This window comes from Streptomyces sp. Sge12 (assembly GCF_002080455.1).
Lineage (GTDB): Bacteria > Actinomycetota > Actinomycetes > Streptomycetales > Streptomycetaceae > Streptomyces.
In genome coordinates, this window is record NZ_CP020555.1 from 5,353,477 (window position 1) to 5,372,851 (window position 19,375).

Genomic DNA, 19,375 nt, shown 5'->3' on the forward strand with positions numbered 1-19,375 from the left:
CCACGGGCTCATCGGGGTCGATGCCGCTCGGACATGCGTCCGAGCGGCATCGGGGTTCTCGCCGGGGGGTAACCATCCGGTCACGCACCGGACTCAGAAAGTGCTCGCACGCCCCTCGTGGCCGCGATGTGTCGTACCCCACACTGAGGTGCGGTGCCCCCGTCCTCGGAGCCCTGGAGGTCGCCCCCGTGCAGACCCGGACCCTGACCGTGAACGTGAGCGAGTCCTCGGAGGCCAAGGCCGTGGACGAAGAGCCCGAGGTACTGGAACTCATCGAGCCGGTGCCCGTGCAGCGCAGGCGCAGCAACAGCGACAGTGGAGGCGGAGCGGGTCCGTCCGCCGATCTTTTCCGGCAGTACCTCCGCGAGATAGGCAGGATCCCGCTGCTCACCGCCGCCGAGGAAGTGGACCTCGCGCGCCGCGTCGAAGCCGGCCTGTTCGCCGAGGAGAAACTCGGCAACACCCCCGACCTCGACTCCCAACTCGCCCTCGACCTCGACAAGCTCGTCGTCATGGGGCGGATGGCCAAGCGCCGTCTCATCGAGTCGAACCTGCGGCTCGTCGTCTCCGTCGCCAAGCGGTACGTGGGCCGCGGGCTCACCATGCTCGACCTCGTGCAGGAGGGGAACCTCGGGCTGATCCGGGCCGTCGAGAAGTTCGACTACGCCCGCGGGTACAAGTTCTCCACCTACGCGACCTGGTGGATCAGGCAGGCGATGTCCCGGGCCCTCGCCGACCAGGCCCGGACCATCCGCGTACCCGTCCACGTGGTCGAGTTGATCAACCGGGTCGTGCGGGTGCAGCGCCGCATGCTCCAGGAGCGCGGGTACGAGCCCACGGCCGAAGAGGTGGCGGTCCACCTGGAGTTGACCCCCGAGCGGGTCCTGGAGGTGCTCCGCCTCGCCCAGGAGCCGGTCTCCCTGCACGCCCCGGTGGGCGAGGAGGACGACGTCGCGCTCGGCGACCTCATCGAGGACGGGGACGCGGCCTCGCCCGTGGAGTCGGCCGCCTTCTTCCTGCTGCGCGAGCACCTGGAAGCGGTGCTGTCGACCCTCGGCGAGCGCGAGCGCAAGGTCGTGCAGCTGCGGTACGGGCTCGCCGACGGGCGGCCCCGCACCCTGGAGGAGATCGGCCGGATCTTCGGCGTGACGCGCGAGCGGATCCGCCAGATCGAGTCCAAGACCCTCAACAAACTCCGCGACCACGCCTTCGCCGACCAGCTCCGCGGCTACCTGGACTGACGGACCGACGGACCGACGGAATAGGGGGCGCCCCGCCAGGCGCCCCCGCCCGGTCGGAACCGCCCCGGCCCCGGCTGTGGTTACGGCTGCGCGGGCTCGTGGGGGCCGGACAGGCTCCGGCTCATCCAGACGTCGTCGACATAGGCCCCGTCGAGCAGGAACTCCTCGGGCAGCACACCGACCACCGTGAAACCGCATCGCAGATAGAGCCGGCGCGCCGGCCGGTTGTGGCCGAGCACGCGCAGGGTCATGCGGCGGGCACCACCGGCCCGGGCGGCGGCGCAGACCGCCTCCACGAGGGCCTGGCCGATCCCGCTGCCGCGGGCGGATCCGAGGACCGCCAGTCCCTGGACGTGCCGGACGTGCCGGTTGGATTCGAGGGGGCTGGCCGGGGCGTGGGCGATGTACCCCACGATCCTGCGCCCGCGTTCCGCGACGAGGAAGTTCTCCACGGGGTGCCGCTCGTCGAAGACGGCCGCGTCGGCCGGGCGCTCGGGGCCGGGTTCGCTCACGCGCGACCAGGCCGAGCGGAGCAGCTCCGATATCTCGCGTTCATCCTCCGCCCGAGCAGGGCGGATCACCACGTCCGATGCCATGGCGTCATGCTAACGACGCCGGCGCGCCGCGGATCCCCGGGGCCGTCGGGGCGCCCGCGTACGTCCCCGTACCCGAGCGCCCCCGCGCCGTGCTGCGCGCCGTGCCGTGCCGTGCGCGAAAGGGAACGGCCTAGTCGACCTCGGCCACCGCCTGCGCGAACTGCGCCGCGTACAGCCGGGCGTACGCACCGTCCGAGGCCAGGAGCTCCTCGTGCGTGCCCTGTTCCACGATCGAGCCGCTCTCCATCACAAGGATCACGTCCGCGTCGCGGATCGTGGACAGCCGGTGCGCGATCACGAAGGAGGTACGGCCGCGCGCGAGGCGCGCCATCGCCTTCTGGATCAGCACCTCGGTACGGGTGTCCACCGAGCTCGTCGCCTCGTCGAGCACCAGGATCACCGGGTCCGACAGGAACGCCCGGGCGATGGTGATCAGCTGCTTCTCGCCCGCGCTGACGCCCGCGCCCTCGTCGTCCAGCACGGTGTCGTAGCCGTCCGGCAGGGTGCGGATGAACCGGTCGGCGTGGGCGGCCCGCGCCGCCTCCTCGATCTCGGCGCGCGTGACCTCGCGCGAAGCACCGTAGGCGATGTTCTCGGCGATGGTGCCGCCGAACAGCCAGGTGTCCTGGAGCACCATGCCGATGCCGCCGCGTAGTTCCTCGCGGGTCATCTTCGCGATGTCCACCCCGTCGAGGGCGATCTCCCCGCCCGTGACCTCGTAGAACCGCATCAGTAGATTGACCAGCGTGGTCTTGCCGGCGCCGGTCGGGCCGACGATCGCGACCGTGTGGCCCGGCTCCACCGTGAGCGAGAGGTTGTCGATCAGCGGCTTGTCCGGCTCGTAGCGGAAGGCCACCTTGTCGAAGGTGACCTGACCGCGCAGCTCCTCCGGACGCTCCGGAACCTCGGCGTCCGGCTCCTGCTCCGCCGCGTCCAGCAGCTCGTAGACCCGCTCCGCGGAGGCGACACCGGACTGCACGAGGTTCGCCATCGAGGCGACCTGCGTCAGCGGCATCGAGAACTGCCGCGAGTACTGGATGAAGGCCTGCACGTCACCGATCGACAGCGTGCCGGACGCGACCCGGAGCCCGCCGACCACGGCTATCAGCACGTAGTTGATGTTCGAGATGAAGAACATCACCGGCTGCATGATGCCGCTGACCAGCTGCGCCTTGAAGGAGGCCCGGTACAGCGCCTCGTTCTGCTCGGCGAAGACGGCCGCGGACTCCTTCTGCCGACCGAAGACCTTGACCAGGTTGTGCCCCGAGTACATCTCCTCGATGTGGGCGTTGAGCGCACCCGTCGACTTCCACTGCGCCACGAACTGCGGCTGCGACTTCTTGCCGATCTTCGCCGCGACGAACACCGACAGCGGTACGGTCGCCAGCGCGACCAGCGCCAGCAGCGGCGAGATCCAGAACATCATCACGAGCACGCCGACGATCGTCAGCAGCGAGTTCAGCAGCTGGCCCATCGTCTGCTGGAGCGTCTGGCCGATGTTGTCGATGTCGTTCGTGGCCCGGCTCAGCACCTCGCCGCGCTTCTGCTGGTCGAAGTACGACAGCGGCAGCCGCGACAGCTTCGCCTGGAGCTCCTCGCGCATCCGGTAGACGGTGCCGTTCATGACGTGGTTCGACAGCCGCGTCGCGACCAGCATCAGCAGGCCGGCCAGGGTGAAGACCACCAGCGCCCAGATCGCCACGACGCCGACGGCGCCGAAGTCGATGCCCTGCCCCGGGGTGAAGTCGGTACCGGCGAGCATGTCCGCCATACCGTCCTGGCCCCGGGCGCGCAGCCCGTCCAGCGCCTGCTGCTTGGTGGTCCCGGCCGGCATCTCCCGGCCGACGATCCCCGCGAACACCAGGTCGGTGGCCTCACCGAGGATCTTCGGGCCGACCACCGCGCAGCCGACACTGCCGACGACGGCCGCGACCATGCCCCAGATCTTGGCCCGGTCGTACGCGAGCTGCCGCAGCAGCCGCTTCCCCGAGCCCTTGAAGTCCATGGACCGCTGGGCCGGCCCCATCATCATCCGTCCTCCGGGCCCGCTCATGCGGCCTCCGCCTCCGTCAGCTGGGAGAGCACGATCTCCCGGTAGGTCTCGTTGCCGGCCATCAGCTCGTGGTGGCGTCCCTCGCCCACGACCTGGCCCTCGTCCAGGACGATGATCCGGTCGGCGTCGCGGATCGTGGAGACCCGCTGGGCCACGATGACCACGGTCGCCTCCTCGGTCTCGCGGGACAGCGCCGCGCGCAGCGCCGCGTCCGTCGCGTAGTCCAGGGCGGAGAAGGAGTCGTCGAAGAGGTAGATCTCCGGGCGCTGCACGAGCGTGCGGGCGATGGCCAGACGCTGGCGCTGGCCGCCGGAGACATTCGTTCCGCCCTGGGCGACGGGGGCCTCCAGGCCACCCTCCAGCGCGGAGACGAACTCCTTGGCCTGGGCCACCTCCAGCGCCTGCCAGAGCTCCTCGTCACTCGCGTCGGGGCGCCCGTAGCGCAGGTTGGAGGCGATGGTCCCGGAGAACAGGTACGGCTTCTGCGGCACCATGCCGACCGTCTTGGCCAGCAGCTCCGGATCGAGCGCGCGGACGTCCTCGCCGTCGACGAGCACCTCGCCGCCGGTCGCGTCGAACAACCGCGGGACCAGGCCCAGCAGTGTGGACTTGCCGCTGCCGGTGGAGCCGATGACCGCCGTGGTTTCGCCGGGTCGGGCCACCAGGTCCACCCCGCGCAGCACCGGCGCCTCGGCGCCCGGGTAGCGGAAGTCGGCGCCGCGCAGCTCCAGACGCCCGCGGCGGGCGAGTTCGCGCACCGGGTCCTTGGGCGGGACCACGCTGGACTCGGTGTCCAGGACCTCCTGGATGCGCTCGCCGCAGACCTCGGCGCGCGGCACCATCATGAACATGAAGGTGGCCATCATCACGGCCATCACGATCTGCATCAGGTAGGCGAGGAAGGCCGTCAGCTGGCCGATCTCCATGCCGCCGCTGTCGACGCGCATCGCCCCGAACCAGATCACGGCGACGCTGGAGATGTTCACGACCACGATGACGGTGGGGAACATGTACGCCAGCAGCTTGCCGGCGGCCAGCGAGACGCCGGTCAGGTCGGCGTTGGCCTCGCGGAAGCGGTCCTTCTCGTAGTCGTCGCGGACGAAGGCGCGGATCACCCGGTTGCCGGTGATCTGCTCGCGCAGGACCCGGTTCACGGTGTCCAGGCGCGCCTGCATCTGGCGGAACAGCGGCCGCGTCCTGAAGACGATGGCGCCGACCGAGATCCCGAGCACGGGGACCACCGCGAGCAGGACGCCCGACAGCTTCACGTCGAGCGAGAGCGCCATGGCGATGCCGCCGACGCACATGATGGGGGCCGAGACCATCAGCGTGAAGGTCATCAGCACCAGCATCTGGACCTGCTGGACGTCGTTCGTCGTACGGGTGATCAGCGAGGGCGCGCCGAACTGGCCGAGCTCCCGCGCCGAGAAGCTCTGCACGCGGTCGAAGACGGCGGCGCGGACGTCCCGGCCGAAGGCGGCGGCGGTACGGGCCCCGTAGTAGACGGCTCCCACGTTGCAGACGAGCTGGACGAGGGAGACGCCGAGCATCAGCGCGCCGAAGCGCAGGATGTAGCCGGTGTCACCGTTGACGACACCGTTGTCAATGATGTCGGCGTTGAGGGTGGGCAGGTAGAGGCTCGCACTGGTCTGCAGCAGCTGCAGCAGGACCAGCACCGCGATGGGTTTGCGGTACGGACGCAGATGCGTCCGCAGAAGTCGTATGAGCACGCGCAGGCTCCGGTCGGCATGATCGAGGGGTTCAACCCATATTGAGCCAACCGGCCCTGTGATCCCCACCGGATTTCGCAAAGGCCGGTCAAAAGGACCAAGCCCGCCCCGACCATCGCCCTAGGGATGCCCCGAGGGGGGTGCCTCTAGAACGCCCCGGGGTGGATCTGCTCCCGCGTCGCGATGTACTGCTGGCGCACCCCCTGCCACGCCGGGAACTCCTCGCCCGGCTCGAAGATCTGGGCCGCGGGGGCCGGCCAGACCGGAGGGGTGTGCGGGGCCAGCGTGCCCTGCGCCACACCGAGCGCCCAGGCCGCCTGGCGCGCCGCGCCCAGCGCCGCGTAGTCCGCCGGCGCCGGTACGACGACCTGCGTGCCGAACAGCCCCGGAGCCGCGGCCTGTACGGCGGGCAGCTCGGCCGCCGCGCCCAGCAGGAACACCCGGCGGATCTCGACCCCGCGCGAGCGCAGCACGTCCAGCGCGTCCACCAGCCCGCACAGCATGCCCTCGAAGGCGGCCCGGGCCAGGTGCTCCGGCTTCATCGAGTCCCGGCGCAGCCCGGAAAGGGTGCCGGCGCTGTGCGGCAGGTTCGGCGTCCGCTCACCCTCCAGGTACGGCAGGAGTACGAGGCCGTGCGCGCCCGGTGTCGACTTCAGCGCGAGCTCGGACAGCCCCTCCAGATCGGTGCCGAGCAGCTCGGCGGTGCCGCGCAGGGCCCGTACGGCATTGGAGGTGTTCACCACGGGCAGGTGCATGCCGGTGGCGTCGGCCAGGGAGGTGACGAGACCGCCCGGCTCCGACACCGCCTCATGGTGCACGGCCATCACCGAACCGGAGGCGCCGAGCGAGACCACCGCGTCGCCGGGGCCGAGCCCCAGCCCGAGCGCGGCGGCCATCGTCTCGCCGGTGCCGGCGGATATCAGCAGCCCCTCGGGGGTGGTCCCGGCGGCATCGGCGGGGCCGAGCACCTCGGGCAGCAGCGCCCGGTGGCCGAGCGCCAGCTCGACCAGGTCGGGGCGCCAGGTCCCGGTGGCCGCCGACCAATAGCCGGTGCCGGAGGCGCCGCCGCGGTCGGTGGTCCGCCGGGCCGGGCGGCCCAGCAGCTGCCAGACCAGCCAGTCGTGCGGGGACATCAGCACGGCGATCCGGCGGGCCGCCTCCGGCTCGGTGCGGGCCAGCCAGGCCAGCTTCGCCACCGGCTGCGCGGCGTGCGGGACCGAGCCCACCGCCTCGACCCAGGACTGCCGGCCGCCGTAGGCCTCGATGAGCTCGGCGGCGGCGACCTGGCCGCGCTTGTCGTTGCCGACGAGGGCGGGACGCACGAGGCCGCCCTGCGGGTCCAGCGGCAGCAGACCGTGCTGCTGGGCGGAGACCCCTATGGCCTGGACCCCTTCTAGGAGGCCGCCGCCGGCGGCCTCGCCGAGCGAGAGCAGCCAGGCCTGCGGATCGGTCTCGTGGGGATTCGCGCCGCCGTCCGGTTCGGCCGTGGGCTGCGGATGGGGCGCGTACCCCTGGCGCAGCACGGCGCCGGTCTCGGTGTCACAGACGACGATGCGTGTGAACGCGGAAGAGCTGTCCAGCCCGGCGACTATCCCCATGTGGTGAATTCTGCCGCACGCGGGGCCGGTCTCGACCGTTGCGGAGCCCCCGGAACCTCATGGATCCCGTGGGCTCCGACACGCGGACCTGCCCGTCGGGGCACCCCCTAGGTGTTGGTGGTGCCCCAGTCGTCGTCGGCGGCGCCGTTGACCCGGTCGCGCAGGCCCCGTACCCGCCCGGCGATCGAGTCGGGGACGGCGTCGCCGACCTTCTGGCTCACTGCCGTGAACGCCTTGCCGGCGAACTCGCGCCCGGTCTGGCCGGCGGTCTCGGCGGCGTTGCGCACCGCGGGGTTCTGCGCGATCTGTTGTGCGGACTTCCGCAGCTGCTCGTAGCGCTCGCGTCCGGCCCGGGTCCCGAGCACGTACCCGAGGGCCAGTCCGACCACGAACGTGACCTTGTACCGCATGCCTGTCACCCTTCGTCGTGTGGTGCCCGGCCTGCTGGTGAAACCGATTGGCGGAGCACCCCCCTGCTTGCGCTAATCTATGACTCGCAACGGGCACTCGCCCCCCGGCAAGGCCGGAGGTGGGCTGTTCGATGCACCGCAGCAATCCCCTGTAGCTCAATTGGCAGAGCAGCCGGCTGTTAACCGGCAGGTTACTGGTTCGAGTCCAGTCGGGGGAGCGCGGTCCCCTGTAGCTCAATTGGCAGAGCATTCGGCTGTTAACCGGAGGGTTGCTGGTTCGAGTCCAGCCGGGGGAGCAAGGAAGAAGAAGAGGGCCCCGAGGGGTCCTCTTCTTTTCTTTGTCACCCCGTCCGGGAACCGGGCAGCCCTCAGCGCGGTCTCTCTGAACAGGCGAAGCCGATCATGCGAGGCATCCGAGGCAGGAGATCGTATGAGCGGCTATGCTGCGGCAGACGGCGCGCACACGTGTACGCGCCACGCCGTGAAGGGGCGGTAGCTCAGCCGGTTAGAGCAGCGGACTCATAATCCGTCGGCCGTGGGTTCGAGTCCCACCCGCCCCACCGCACACCAGGTGTGCAGAAACGATCTGACCAGGGATCTCCCTGGTCGTGCGAGTCGCTACGGTGATCCTGGCGGCCCCTCGGGGCCGCCTTTCGCGTTCCGGGGGACAGACGGAGGGGCGGGCATCCGCCCGCTTCGCCGGAGTGTTGCTGATCACAGCCGGGAGCCCACGGGCGCCCCTGGTGCCGGGAGGGCCCCGCGGGGAGGCGGCCCGCACGGAGAGGGCTCACCGAGGCTGCTGACCGCCGGTCAGGGCCGCCCGCGGTAGCCGTGCACGGCGGGGAGACCGGGGGCCTGGTGTCCGGGGCTGCCGCGCCGTCACCCGCGGCATGGTCAACACCAGTGGCCCCTTCACCCGGAAGCGGCAGGAGCGGCATTCCGGGCCGCGGAGAACGCCTTCGGAGGTGGCGCGCCGGAACGCGAGCGGGGTGGGTGCAGACCCGGCGCGAGGAGCTCGGGCGGCTCCGTCGGCGCCTGCTGTCGCCCTTCGCCGGGGCCCCCGGCCCACACGCAGTGCGGGAGCGTGCCGGAAGGGGCGCTGAGCGGCGTCTGCCCGGCAGTTCGAGGGCGGCCGGGCCCTTCCGGTCGGGACGGACGCTCACCGCTGACCGCCGCCATCGGCCCGGCCGCCCGCTTCGGGGCAGCCGGGCCGCCGCAGGTCGAGGAGATCGCTTGCGGGCGCGGCGTCACGGCCCCGCTCCCGGGGTGCGTGACCTGCGCGCAGCAGGGGCGGACGGGGAGGCGTCAGACCCGGACGGTCGTCGGCCGTTGCCCGGCGGCTTCGGTCGGCGCCGGTGCACCCGGCTGGAAGCCGCCTCCCGCCGCGGGTCCGGCGGACGCGGGAGTGCCGCCCGCCCGGAGTTCGGCCAGGCCCGAGCTGATCCCGCGCTTCAGCAGCCGCGAGAGCGGGCGTTCGACGATCCGGTGCACCAGATAGGCGGCCACGAGCATGCCCACCGTGACCAGCCCGACCAGGGGCCACTTCGGGATCCGGTCGTGGAGCAGCCTGATGGCCGTCCAGCCGATCGCCTCGTGCAGCAGGTACAGGGGGTACGTGAGGGAGCCGGCGACCGTCAGCCAGCGCCAGCGGATGCGGGAGAGCCAGCCCAGCGACACCGCGGCCATCACCGCGTAGCAGAGCAGGATCATCGCGTAGGCGGGCCAGGCCGGCAGGTGCCGGCCGCCGAGCGCCGCGTCGATCGCGCGCTGGTGGTCGCGGGCGTAGATGAGGGACAGCGCCAGGCTGACGCCGATGATCGCCCAGAGCAGCAGGGTCGGCCGGAAGCGGTACATCAGGTAGAAGGCGAGGCCGGCGATGAAGAACGAGGAGATCCAGGGCATCGTGATCACCTGGAGGGGGCCCCACTCCATCGCGACACTGCCCAGTCCCGCCACCGTCCACAGCATGCAGAAGGCGATGACGCGGCGGTAGGTGAGGCCCTGCCGGACGACGAGACAGAACAGCAGGTAGAAGCAGAGCTCGTACCAGAGCGTCCAGTACGAGGCGTCCACGTTGGTGATGTGCATCGCACCCTGAAGCATGGTCAGGTTCGCCAGCACCTCGTGCGCGTGCAGTGGCTGGACCACCATCGGCCACAGCGTCAGCACGCCGGTGGTCGCCAGCACCCCGAACCAGTAGGCCGGGTACAGGCGTACGACCCGGGACGTGAAGAAGTCGCCGAGCCCCCGGCCCCAGGTGCTCATGCCGATCACGAAACCGCTGATCAGGAAGAACAGGCTGACGCCCGTCCACATGTAGGCCCCGAACTTGGAGGCCAGCGGGAAGACATGGGCGATCGGGCGCGACCATGCGTTGCCCGCCCCGGCGGCGGCGCCGCCGTAACCGACGTAGTGGTGGAACACCACCATCAGCGCGGCCAGGATGCGCAGTCCGTCCAGCACCACGAGGCGTCCGCCGGCCCGCGCGTTCCGCCTGCGGCCGCCGCGGGCGGCCGCGGAGGGTATGCCCCGGGCAGGCTGATTCGTGGGCTCCACGTGACTTTCCCCCAGGGTTCCGAGTTGCCCCGGACCTCTTGGCGGTGGACTGGTTCGGTCTACGCGGCGAACGGGGATGCTCGGGGGATTGTAGACCAAGTGCGCCCTGCACGCAGGGGCGTCAAGGGCGCCCTCGACCAGGCCCCGGCGCCACCGCCGTGCCCCGGGCCGATGGCTGCCCGGGGCACGTCCGGACAGGTGGGAGCGGGCGCAGGCGGACGGGTCCCGACGCAATGCGTGCACTCCGGCTTCGGACAGAACGGGACCGACGGGGCGGTCCGGGGGCGGCCGCACGGGGTGAGCCGCGGGCGAGAGCTCTTCTCACCCGCGGCTGCCGCATGCGCAGGAGGGTCAGAAGTCCTCCGTCTCGTCCGTGAGGTGGCGCAGGACGTCCGTCAGGTCCTGGCGCCGGGCGAACGCCACGCGCTGGCGGTGGGCGCCCGAGCCGTCGCGCAGGAGGCCCGCCAGGGTCTTGGCCGCGTGGTCGAGGTCGCCCGTCGCCGCCAGTTCCGGAGCGACCAGGTCCAGCAGGGCCTCCGCCAGGTCCGCCGCCGGGAGTTCCGTCCCCGTGTACGGATCGAGGCCGAAGCCCTCCAGGCCGTCGTGGGCCGCCCGCCAGCGCGCGAGACGCAGTACGTCGTCCCGTACGGCCGGCTCGGGACGCCGCTCGGCGATCTCGCGCAGCGCCGTCGAGACCAGTGCGCGGGCCAGTTCGGCCTGGAGGACGGCCGAATCGATGTCCGGTGACATGTCGGGCGCCCGGATCTCGAGCGTCGGCCAGTGCCCGGAGGGGCGGAGGTCCCAATAGACCATCTTGGTGTCCAGGGCCGCCCCCGAGCCGAGCAGGGTCTGAACCGAACGCCGGAAGTGGGCCGTGGACGTGAAGTGCGGGGGCAGGCCCGCCGAGGGCCAGCCCGACCAGGCCATCGCCCGCCAGCTGGCGTGACCGGTGTCACGGCCGCCCCAGAACGGCGAGTTGGCGGCCAGCGCGATCAGCGTGGGCAGCCAGGGTCTGATCCGGTTGGACACGGCCACTGCCGTGTCCACGTCGAGCGTGCCGATGTGGACGTGGCGGCCGCAGCTGACGAGGGTGTCGGTGAGCGCGCCGAAGCGGCGGTGCTGCTCGCGCTGGCGCGGCTCGTCGTCGGTCAGGTGCAGCGGCCCCTCCACGGCGACGACCGGCGAGGGGGCGGCCAGCAACCGGCAGCCGTGGGCCCGGGCGGCCCGGCCGAGGGTGCGCCGCAGTGCGGCGAGCTCGGCGCGCAGTGCGGCGGCCGAGTGGGCTATCGGGGTGGATATCTCCACCTGGTAGCGGGTGCCCTCGGGGTGCAGCTCGCCGGGCAGCCCGCCGGCCGTCGCGAGGACCAGCGGGGCGGCGGGGACCACCCGGAAGGTGCGGGCGTCGACGAGCAGGAACTCCTCCTCGACACCGACGGTGAGGGGAACGGTGGGGGGCACCGTGTTCTGCGTCGTGCCGGTGCTCGTGGTGCTGTTGCCAGGTTCGATCACTACGCCTCCCTGGACATACGAGTCTTTTCATCATGAGCTGAACCCGAGGTGAGGAGCGCACGTCGATTCAGTCAAATGTCCGGTGATAGTGGCGAGTTACCGGCAAAAGGCCGCCCGCGCCGAAAGTCCGGAGTCGGGTGTGGCGACTGTTGCCGGTGTGTGAAGCGGCGAAAAATCCCCGGGGGTGCGCAGCGGCCGGTGGTTATCATCCGCTGTGACCCGGACGACCGCCCCACCCCAGCTCTGGCAGCGAATATTCGCCGACCTGACCCCCCTGAGCGCATCCCTCGACTACCGGCGGCTGTGGCTCGGCGGAACCATTTCCTGGGTCGGCCAGGCGATGACCACCCTCGCGATCTCGCTCCAGGTCTACGACATCACCCGGTCCAGCTTCTCGGTCGGGCTCGTCGGGCTCTTCTCCCTGGTCCCGCTCGTCGTCTTCGGCCTCTACGGCGGCGCGATCGCCGACACCGTCGACCGGCGCAAGCTCGGCCTCCACAGCTCGCTGGGCGCCGCCGCCCTGTCGGTCGCCCTCGCCGTGGCCGCGCTGCTCGGCTTCCACAACGTCTGGTTCCTGTACGCCGTCGTGGCGCTCCAGGCGGTCTGCGGGGCGCTCACCGGACCGGCGCGGTCCGCCATGATCCCGCGGCTGCTGCCGGCGGAGATGCTGCCCGCCGCCAATGCCCTGAACTCCGTGACCATGACCTTCGGGATGATGGCGGGCCCGGCCCTGGGCGGATTCATCGTCGCCCTCGGGGGCTACCAGACGGCCTACCTGATCGACGCCGTCACCTTCACCGCCGCGCTCTACGCGATGTGGCGGCTGCCGTCGATGAAGCCCGACCGGGCCGAGGGGGCGCGGGGGAGGGCGTCGGTCCTCGACGGACTGCGCTTCCTCGGCACCCGGCCCAACATCCGGATGACCTTCTTCTCCGACCTGGCCGCGATGGTGCTGGCGCAGCCCCGGGCACTGTTCCCGGCCATTGCCGGGCTGTGGTTCGGCGGCGGCCCGGGCACGGTCGGCCTGCTGGTCGCCGCGTCGGCCGCGGGGGCGCTGCTCGGCGGGCTGTTCTCCGGCTGGCAGAGCCACATCCGCCGGCACGGGCTGGCGATCCTGCTGGCCGTCGCCGGCTGGGGGCTGGCCGTCGCGGTCTTCGGGCTCACCCGGAACCTGTGGCTCGGCATGTTCTTCCTGGCCCTGGCCGGGTACGCGGACACCGCCTCGATGGTGTTCCGCACCACGATGCTCCAGGCCGCCACCCCCGACGACATGCGGGGCCGCCTGCAGGGCGTCTTCATCGTGGTCGTCGCGGGCGGGCCCCGGCTCGGGGACTTCCTCGCCGGGACCGTCGCCGACCTCACCACCCCGGCCGCGGCCGTCACGGGCGGGGGGCTGGCCTGCGTGCTGGTGCTGGGCCTGCTCGCACTGCGGTGGCGCAACTTCGCCCGCTACGACGCGCGGTTCCCGCAGGCCTAGGCCGTCTCTTTCGGATCGTGCCGGGCGACGATGCCGCGGGCCACCCCCAGGGCCACCAGGTCCTGGGGGCGGATGCGCAGTTGGTCCGCCGTGGCCGGGGCGGCCTCCGGCGGGCGCTTGAGGATGGCCGCCGCCAGCTCGGGGGCGATCACCGAGAAGTAGCTGTCCGGGGTGACCCAGGTGTTCCCGGGAGCGGCCAGCGCGAGGGCGCCGCCCGAGCCGCCCTCGCCGATCAGCAGGGTGGTGACGGGGACGGTGGCCGCGGCGAGCGCCGCGAAGGTGTCCGCGATGGCCGCGCCCGCGCCGGCGTGTTCGGCGGCGGCGTCGTTGGCCGCGCCCGGGGTGTCCACGAGGGTGAGCACGGGGATGCCGAGCCGGTCGGCGAGGCGGACGACGCGGGCGGCCGTACGGTAGCCCGCCGGGCGGGTGGCGGTGCCGCACTGGGCGGCGTAGGCGACGGCACGCCCCTCGCGCAGCCCGAATCCGCACAGCATGCCGGGATCGGTGCCGCCCGCCCGGTCCCCGGAGAGGGGCAGGCGGAGCTCGAAGTACGCGTCCAGGTACGCGGTGGCGCGCGGCCGGTCCGGGTGCCGGGCTTGTAGGACGGCGTCCCAGCCGGTCCGCGGCGGTGCTACGCCGGCCAGCGCCGCCGGCGGATCGACCGGCCCGGCGGGGCGGGGCGCGGCCAGTACGCGGAGCCACCCGGCGAGGGTCCCCGCCAGCTCGGCGGCGGCCACCACGGCGTCCACGTGCCCGGCGGCGTACTGGCCCTCGGCGGAGTAGGCCGCCGGGTCCGCGTCGGCCGGCCGCACCCGGGACCCGGCGAAGCCGACCTGGGCCCCGGGGAGCGCGAGGACGACGTCGGCCCCGGCCCCGAGGGTGGCCCAGCCGCCGCCCGTGGTCGGATCGCGCAGGACGGCGAGCTGGGGGAGCCCCGCGGCCCGGGTCAGGACGCACTGGCGGGCCACCCGCTGGAGCTGGGTCAGCGCGAGCATGCCCTCCTGCATCCGGGAGCCGCCGGTGGCGATGAGCGAGACGAGGGGGAGCCGGTGCTCGCGGGCGTGGGCGTAGGCGGCTTCGAGCCGGTCTCCGGTGCGCTCGCCCAGCGAGCCGCCGAGGAAGCCGAACTCGAAGGAGATGACGGCGGTTTCGTGGCCGCCGATGCGGGCGGTCCCGGTGACCACGGACTCCTGCTCGCCGGTGCGGGTGGCGGCGCGGGCGCGGGAGTCCGCGTAGCCGGTCCACTCCAGGGGGCCGTCGGCGGGGGACTCCCGCCGGGGGGCGGGGAGTTCGGTGAAGCTGCCGGGGTCGGTCACGGAGGCGATGGCCGCGCGGGCCGAGAGGCGGGTCGTCACGGGGTCACCCCAGGTCGGTTCGTCGATCGACGGTCGTCGAAGTCGTGTACGGGCGACAGTACTTGGACGCGTGGTGCCGTGGCGCCCGGCGCGGGATCCGGGCGGGTGCGTGTGCGCCCGGATCGGCGATGAGCCGGACCGGGCACCGTCGGGACGTGTGCGGGGGAGGGCCGGTCAGTGCTCGGGTCCGTGACGCAGGTGGGTCTGTCGGGCCGGGCCCGTCTCGATGCCGTTCTCGTCGAGTGCGTTGGCGATGCGCAGGCGGCCGGCGTCGAAGACGAACTCCACCGCCAGGGTCCCCGCTGCCAGGTCGCGGCCCGCCAGCCGCCATTCGATCAGCGCGAGGTCGCGCAGTTCCTGGCCGACGAACGGTTCGAGGCGCGCGTCACGGTGCGACCACTCGGGCGTCAGCCCGGACTCGTCCCAGCCGGTGATCACCGCCGTGGTCCGGATGGTGCCCCAGCCGATCGAGAGCTCGTCGAACTTGGTGTGGCAGATCTCGACGCGGGTGCCGTCGAAGTCGAGCACCACCGGGCAGTCCGCGTACCAGTCCCCGTCCTCGGCGAAACGCACCAGGGCGAACCCCGTCAGGCGTCGGCCGACGAGCGCCGCCAGCCGGGCGCCGTGCGCTTGCCGGACCGCCTCGAGCCCGACCAGGTAGGACGGCTCGAAACCGGAGATGCCCATGTCCACGGGACCGAGTCTCACCGCGGAGGGCGCCGCGGGCAAACCCGCCGTCGGCCGCCGGCCGGTCACGGGAGCGGGAGGGCGATCTTCACCGCGTACGCGGCGACCAGCCCGTAGCCGAGGCGGAAGGTCCAGACGCGGGCGCGGTCCGGGATACGGGTCCCGGCGAAGGCGCCGAGCGCCACGAGCGACTGCTGCCAGAGGAGCGAGGCGGCGCCGACCCCGAGGAGGAACGCGCCCCCGGCCGCACCGGTCCGCAGTGCGGCGCCCTGGGCGGTGGTGAGGGCGGCGAAGTAGAGCGCGGTGGTGGGGTTGAGCGCGGTCAGCCCGACGTACCGCGCAAAGACCCTGCCCGGCCGAGCCACTGCGGCCGGTACGGCCGACGAGCCCGGGACGGCGGAGGCGCCCGGGGCGGCGGGGGAGCCGGGTACGGCGGAGGCGCCCGGGGCGGCGGGGCGGGGCGAGGGGCTTGGGGCGGGCGGGCGGGCCGGGAGTGCGCCGCCGTCGGGTCCGGCGCCGGGCGGGCGGGCTCCGGCCAGGCCGTGGGCTGCGATGGTCAGGAGGATGGCCGCCGAGGCCAGCCGGACCCAGGCTTCGACCGGCGAGATGTGGGAGGCCACCCAGGGCCCGAGCGCGGTGGCGAGGGCCGCGTAGCCGAGGTCGACCGCCGCGATTCCCGCGGCGGCGGCCACGGCCGCGCGGCGCTCGCGCATCGCCTCCTGGAGCAGCAGCACGCTCATCGCCCCCATGGGCATCGCCACGCCCAGACCCGCGGCCGCGCCCGCGAGCGCCGGCGTCATCAGTTCGCTCATGGGGCGAGGTTCGGCGCCGGCGCCCGGGGGACGAGCGCGAATACCGGCCCCGGCTGCGAGAATCGCGGCATGGACCGCCTCGACAGGGAAATCCTCGGCATCCTCCAGCAGGATGCGCGGATCTCGTACCGGGACCTGGGGGTTCGCGTCGGCCTCAGCGCCAACGCCACCGCCGACCGGGTGCGACGGATGCGCCGCGAGGGGGTGATCCGCGCCTTCACCACGATCGTGGACCCGGCCGCCGACACCGGCGGCGGGCTCGTCGTCTTCATCGATGTCACCCTGCGCCAGGACACCACCAACGAGGAGTTCGAACGGCAGGTCGCCAGGCTCCCCGGGATCACCGAGGTCGTGCACGTCACCGGCGAGCACGACTACCTCGTACGTGCCCGGGCCGCCGACCCCGCCGCCCTCGACGGGCTGCTCCGCCGGATGAAGCGGGAGGCGGGCGTGGCCCAGTCCAACACCCGGATCGCCCTGCGGGCCGCCACCCGCCCGGGCCAGCCCTGAGGAGGCGTCAGGTCACCCGGCCCCGGCTGCCGCGCAGCAGTCCACGGTCCCGTCCGCCCGGAGCGGTGGCGGAGCTCAGGGCCGGGCAGGTCCGCTGCCCCGGCCGGCCGCCGCCTCCGGCCGGCGGCCGGTCACAGCGCGGACTCCCAGGTCATCGTCGTGCCGCGCGCGCCCGACTCCGTACGGCCGTCGTCCGCCACCGTCAGCCGGACCCGGGACGGGTCCGCGTCCACCTGCACGTCGATGAAGGTGATCTCGCCGCGCCGGTGCGCCGCGGCGAGGGCGCCGCGCAGGGCCCCGAGGAGGTCGCCCGCCACGGCGTCCGGCAGCAGGGCGTCCACCGCGCCCGTGAAGTGCACCGACGGCTGGAAGCCGAGCACGGCCGCCGCCCCGCCCGTCTCGCGCAGCACCCGGCCCCGGAAGGTCGTCGGGGCGTCGGTCGGCGGCTGCTGGAGGGCGAAGATGGCCGTCCGGACCTCCTGGATCGTCGAGTCCAGTTCGTCCACGGCCCGGCTCAGCTCGTCGCCCACGGTGTCCCCGGACGGGGCGTTCGCGGCCCGCCGCCGGGTGCTCTCCAACATCATCTCGGTGGCGAAGAGCCGCTGGACCACCAGGTCGTGCAGGTCCCGGGCGATCCGGTCGCGGTCCTCGTACACCGCGAGCTGCTCCCGGTCGTGCTGGGCGTCCGCCAGTACGAGGGCCAGCGCGGCCTGCGAGGCGAACTGCGAGGCGAGCAGCCGGTCCACCGCGTCGTACGCGGGGCCGCCGCGGGCGCGGGGCAGGGCCAGGGTGCCGATCAGCTGGCCGCCGCTCTGCAGCGGAAGCATCATGCTCGGCCCGAACCGCTCCCGGACGTGCGTGGTCATCCGGGGGTCGGTCGCCGAGTCGTCGATGAAGACCGGCTCGCCGCCGAGGAGTTGTTCCAGCACGGGCGAACCGGGCGCGATCGCCGTCCCCACCAGGTCCCCGGGGTCGCCGTGCGTGGAGGCGGCCACGATCTCCATGCCGCCCTCGGGGGTCGGCTGGAGCACCACCCCGGCCGCGGCGTCCGCCAGCAGCCGGGCCCGTTCGGCCACGCACATCAGGGCGTCCGCTGCCGGTCGTCCGGCGAGCAGGGTGGTGGTCACGGCGGCGGCGCCGTCGATCCAGCGCTCCCGGCGGCGCGCGGTCTCGTAGAGCCGGGCGTTGCCGATCGCTATGCCCGCCTGCGAGGCCAGGACGCGCAGCAGGGCGAGGTCCTCGTCGGTGAAGGGGCCGCCGCCGCGCTTCTCGGTGAGGTAGAGATTGCCGAAGACCTCCGTGTGCACCCGGATCGGGACGCCCAGGAGGCTGCGCATGGGCGGGTGGCCCGGCGGGAAACCGGCCGCCCGCGGGTCCCGGGTGACATCGTCCAGGAGCAGCGGGCGCGGGTCGCCGGTGAGGATTCCGAGCACTCCGGCGCGCGCGTCCGGCAGGTGGGGGATCGCGTTCCGCTGCTCCTCGGTCAGCCCGGCCGTGAACAGCTCGGTCAGCAGGACGCGCTCGGGGTCGACGACCCCGAGCGCTCCGTACCGGGCGCCGCACAGCTCGGTCGCCGACTCCACGATGTGCTGGAGGGTGGCGTGCAGCTCCAGCTCGGACCCGACGTTGAGGACGGCCTCCAGCAGCACCGGAAGGCGAGCGGCCTCCTCGTCGGGCCTCGTGTCGAGCGCGTCGGGCCGCTCGCCGGGGCCGGTGTCGAGCGCGTCGGGCTCCTGCCCGGCGTTCGTCATTCGGCCAGCGGGTTGAGAACCATGGGGGCGATCTTCCCTTCGAGCATCGCGCCGAGACCGAGTACGGCGCACACGTCCGGCCGCTCCGCGATGGCGACGGGCATTCCGGTGGCGTCCCGCAGCATCTGGTCCAGGCCCGGCAGCAGGGCGCTGCCGCCCACCATCATGATCCCCCGGTCCGTCAGGTCGGCCACCAGGTCCGGCGGGCAGTCCCGCAGCACCTTGCCGATGCCGTCGAGTACGGCGGTCAGCGGTGTGTGGATGGCGTCCCGTACGGCCGCGGTGTCGACGTGGACGGAGCGGGCCAGGCCGGTGGCCACGTCGCGGCCGTGGATCAGGGTGGAGGCCGGTCCCTCGGCGGTGAGGCCGTTGCCGTGCAGGGCCAGCTGGAGCGGCCGGACGGCCTGGCTGGGCAGCATCAGTTCGTGTGCGTGGCGCAGGTGCTGGACGACCGCGTGGTCGATGGCCTCGCCGCCGACCGGGATCCGCTGGGCGGTGACGATCGAGCCGAGGGAGAGGACGGCCACCTGGGTGGCCGCGGCCCCGCACACCATGATCATCGTCGCGGTCGGCTGCTCCACGGGGAGTCCGCAGCCGACGGCCGCCGCGATCAGGGTGTCGACCAGTTCGACGCGCCGGGCGCCGAGCCCGACGAGGGTCTCCACGGTGGCCCGCTGGGCCAGCGGGTCCGCGTCGTGCGGGGTGCAGGCGGCGGCCCGCAGCCGCGGCTTGCGGCGCAGGGCGCGCCGCAGCTTCTCGCCGAGGAGGTGACGCAGCATCCGCTGGGCCATCTCGATGTCGACGACGGTGCCGCCGGAGACGGGGCGCACGACCCGGATGTAGTCGGGCGTGCGGCCGGTCATCCGTTCGGCGAAGGAGCCGACGGCGATGAGTGCGCCGGTGCGCGTGTTGACCGCGGCGACGCTGGGTTCGTCGACCACGAGGCCGGCGCCCTTGACGTACACGCGGGTCCTTGCCGCCCCCAGGTCGACGGCGACGTGGCAGCGGCGCAACTGCTCAAGACTGACGGTCACGGCAGATCCTCCCGAGAGCGCTGACGCAAGCGGACCGACGGAAATGCCGATCACTT

At 72.9% G+C, this 19,375-nt stretch carries 15 protein-coding genes and 3 tRNA genes; 6 read left to right on the forward strand and 12 right to left on the reverse strand.

What is annotated here, in order from left to right; all coding sequences use genetic code 11:
* Positions 1-20 precede the first annotated feature (20 nt).
* Positions 21-1,241, forward strand: a complete 1,221-nt coding sequence (locus B6R96_RS23920; protein ID WP_237291502.1) for an RNA polymerase sigma factor — start codon at positions 21-23, stop codon at positions 1,239-1,241.
* Positions 1,242-1,321: 80 nt separating this feature from the next.
* Here B6R96_RS23920 and B6R96_RS23925 read toward each other — a convergent pair whose 3' ends face one another.
* The 5 genes from B6R96_RS23925 to B6R96_RS23945 all read right to left on the reverse strand — a co-directional run bounded on the left by B6R96_RS23925 (position 1,322) and on the right by B6R96_RS23945 (position 7,628).
* Complete coding sequence (locus B6R96_RS23925; RefSeq protein WP_030384587.1) at positions 1,322-1,837, reverse strand: GNAT family N-acetyltransferase; 516 nt, start codon at positions 1,835-1,837, stop codon at positions 1,322-1,324.
* Positions 1,838-1,967: 130 nt separating this feature from the next.
* Positions 1,968-3,890, reverse strand: a complete 1,923-nt coding sequence (locus B6R96_RS23930; protein WP_030384586.1) for an ABC transporter ATP-binding protein — start codon at positions 3,888-3,890, stop codon at positions 1,968-1,970.
* On the reverse strand, positions 3,887-5,620 hold the full coding sequence (locus B6R96_RS23935; RefSeq protein WP_030384585.1) for an ABC transporter ATP-binding protein: 1,734 nt from the start codon (positions 5,618-5,620) through the stop codon (positions 3,887-3,889). Before B6R96_RS23935 ends, B6R96_RS23930 begins: the two co-directional genes overlap by 4 nt.
* 146 nt (positions 5,621-5,766) lie before the next feature.
* Complete coding sequence (locus B6R96_RS23940; protein ID WP_053171528.1) at positions 5,767-7,218, reverse strand: FGGY family carbohydrate kinase; 1,452 nt, start codon at positions 7,216-7,218, stop codon at positions 5,767-5,769.
* Positions 7,219-7,325: 107 nt separating this feature from the next.
* The gene (locus B6R96_RS23945; RefSeq protein WP_030384583.1) at positions 7,326-7,628 is read right to left on the reverse strand and encodes a hypothetical protein; all 303 of its coding nucleotides are present in this window, start codon (positions 7,626-7,628) and stop codon (positions 7,326-7,328) included.
* 145 nt (positions 7,629-7,773) lie between these two features.
* On the opposite strand from B6R96_RS23945, the gene B6R96_RS23950 reads away from it, so the two are divergent.
* The 3 genes from B6R96_RS23950 to B6R96_RS23960 all read left to right on the forward strand — a co-directional run bounded on the left by B6R96_RS23950 (position 7,774) and on the right by B6R96_RS23960 (position 8,188).
* A tRNA-Asn gene (locus B6R96_RS23950) sits at positions 7,774-7,846 on the forward strand.
* 5 nt (positions 7,847-7,851) lie between these two features.
* Positions 7,852-7,924 (forward strand) — tRNA-Asn (locus B6R96_RS23955).
* Positions 7,925-8,114: 190 nt separating this feature from the next.
* Positions 8,115-8,188: transfer RNA gene (locus B6R96_RS23960), tRNA-Ile, on the forward strand.
* Positions 8,189-8,933: 745 nt separating this feature from the next.
* On the opposite strand, the gene B6R96_RS23965 is transcribed toward B6R96_RS23960, so the two are convergent.
* A complete protein-coding gene (locus B6R96_RS23965; protein ID WP_081523596.1) occupies positions 8,934-10,184 on the reverse strand; it encodes an acyltransferase family protein in 1,251 nt (416 codons plus the stop codon).
* A gap of 351 nt (positions 10,185-10,535) precedes the next feature.
* Positions 10,536-11,693 (reverse strand): carboxylate-amine ligase, encoded by a 1,158-nt coding sequence (locus tag B6R96_RS23970; protein WP_081523597.1) that lies wholly within the window; start codon positions 11,691-11,693, stop codon positions 10,536-10,538.
* A gap of 214 nt (positions 11,694-11,907) precedes the next feature.
* Between B6R96_RS23970 and B6R96_RS23975 the strand changes: the two genes are divergently transcribed.
* Positions 11,908-13,170 (forward strand): MFS transporter, encoded by a 1,263-nt coding sequence (locus tag B6R96_RS23975; RefSeq protein WP_078938004.1) that lies wholly within the window; start codon positions 11,908-11,910, stop codon positions 13,168-13,170.
* Here B6R96_RS23975 and B6R96_RS23980 read toward each other — a convergent pair.
* The 3 genes from B6R96_RS23980 to B6R96_RS23990 all read right to left on the reverse strand — a co-directional run bounded on the left by B6R96_RS23980 (position 13,167) and on the right by B6R96_RS23990 (position 16,024).
* Complete coding sequence (locus B6R96_RS23980) at positions 13,167-14,525, reverse strand: carboxyl transferase domain-containing protein (protein ID WP_203351650.1); 1,359 nt, start codon at positions 14,523-14,525, stop codon at positions 13,167-13,169. The two genes, B6R96_RS23975 and B6R96_RS23980, sit on opposite strands and share 4 nt — an antisense overlap.
* A gap of 174 nt (positions 14,526-14,699) precedes the next feature.
* A complete protein-coding gene (locus B6R96_RS23985; RefSeq protein ID WP_081525223.1) occupies positions 14,700-15,212 on the reverse strand; it encodes a hypothetical protein in 513 nt (170 codons plus the stop codon).
* A 65-nt stretch (positions 15,213-15,277) separates the two neighbouring features.
* A complete protein-coding gene (locus B6R96_RS23990; RefSeq protein ID WP_107475575.1) occupies positions 15,278-16,024 on the reverse strand; it encodes a LysE family transporter in 747 nt (248 codons plus the stop codon).
* A 69-nt stretch (positions 16,025-16,093) separates the two neighbouring features.
* Here B6R96_RS23990 and B6R96_RS23995 point away from each other — a divergent pair, with 69 nt between their 5' ends.
* Positions 16,094-16,534, forward strand: a complete 441-nt coding sequence (locus B6R96_RS23995; protein WP_030390914.1) for an Lrp/AsnC family transcriptional regulator — start codon at positions 16,094-16,096, stop codon at positions 16,532-16,534.
* A 131-nt stretch (positions 16,535-16,665) separates the two neighbouring features.
* Here B6R96_RS23995 and B6R96_RS24000 read toward each other — a convergent pair whose 3' ends face one another.
* Positions 16,666-18,285, reverse strand: a complete 1,620-nt coding sequence (locus B6R96_RS24000; RefSeq protein ID WP_079404870.1) for a GAF domain-containing protein — start codon at positions 18,283-18,285, stop codon at positions 16,666-16,668.
* On the reverse strand, positions 18,282-19,319 hold the full coding sequence (locus tag B6R96_RS24005) for a rod shape-determining protein (RefSeq protein ID WP_030715469.1): 1,038 nt from the start codon (positions 19,317-19,319) through the stop codon (positions 18,282-18,284). The genes B6R96_RS24000 and B6R96_RS24005 overlap by 4 nt, the downstream gene beginning before the upstream one ends.
* Positions 19,320-19,375: the final 56 nt, after the last annotated feature.

Coding starts and splice junctions, on each gene's coding strand:
- B6R96_RS23920 (WP_237291502.1), top strand. CDS start 21: ATGCCGCTCGGACATGCGTCCGAGCGGCATCGGGGTTCTCGCCGGGGG.
- B6R96_RS23925 (WP_030384587.1), bottom strand. CDS start 1,837: ATGGCATCGGACGTGGTGATCCGCCCTGCTCGGGCGGAGGATGAACGC.
- B6R96_RS23930 (WP_030384586.1), bottom strand. CDS start 3,890: ATGAGCGGGCCCGGAGGACGGATGATGATGGGGCCGGCCCAGCGGTCC.
- B6R96_RS23940 (WP_053171528.1), bottom strand. CDS start 7,218: ATGGGGATAGTCGCCGGGCTGGACAGCTCTTCCGCGTTCACACGCATC.
- B6R96_RS23945 (WP_030384583.1), bottom strand. CDS start 7,628: ATGCGGTACAAGGTCACGTTCGTGGTCGGACTGGCCCTCGGGTACGTG.
- B6R96_RS23985 (WP_081525223.1), bottom strand. CDS start 15,212: ATGGGCATCTCCGGTTTCGAGCCGTCCTACCTGGTCGGGCTCGAGGCG.
- B6R96_RS23990 (WP_107475575.1), bottom strand. CDS start 16,024: ATGAGCGAACTGATGACGCCGGCGCTCGCGGGCGCGGCCGCGGGTCTG.
- B6R96_RS23995 (WP_030390914.1), top strand. CDS start 16,094: ATGGACCGCCTCGACAGGGAAATCCTCGGCATCCTCCAGCAGGATGCG.
- B6R96_RS24000 (WP_079404870.1), bottom strand. CDS start 18,285: ATGACGAACGCCGGGCAGGAGCCCGACGCGCTCGACACCGGCCCCGGC.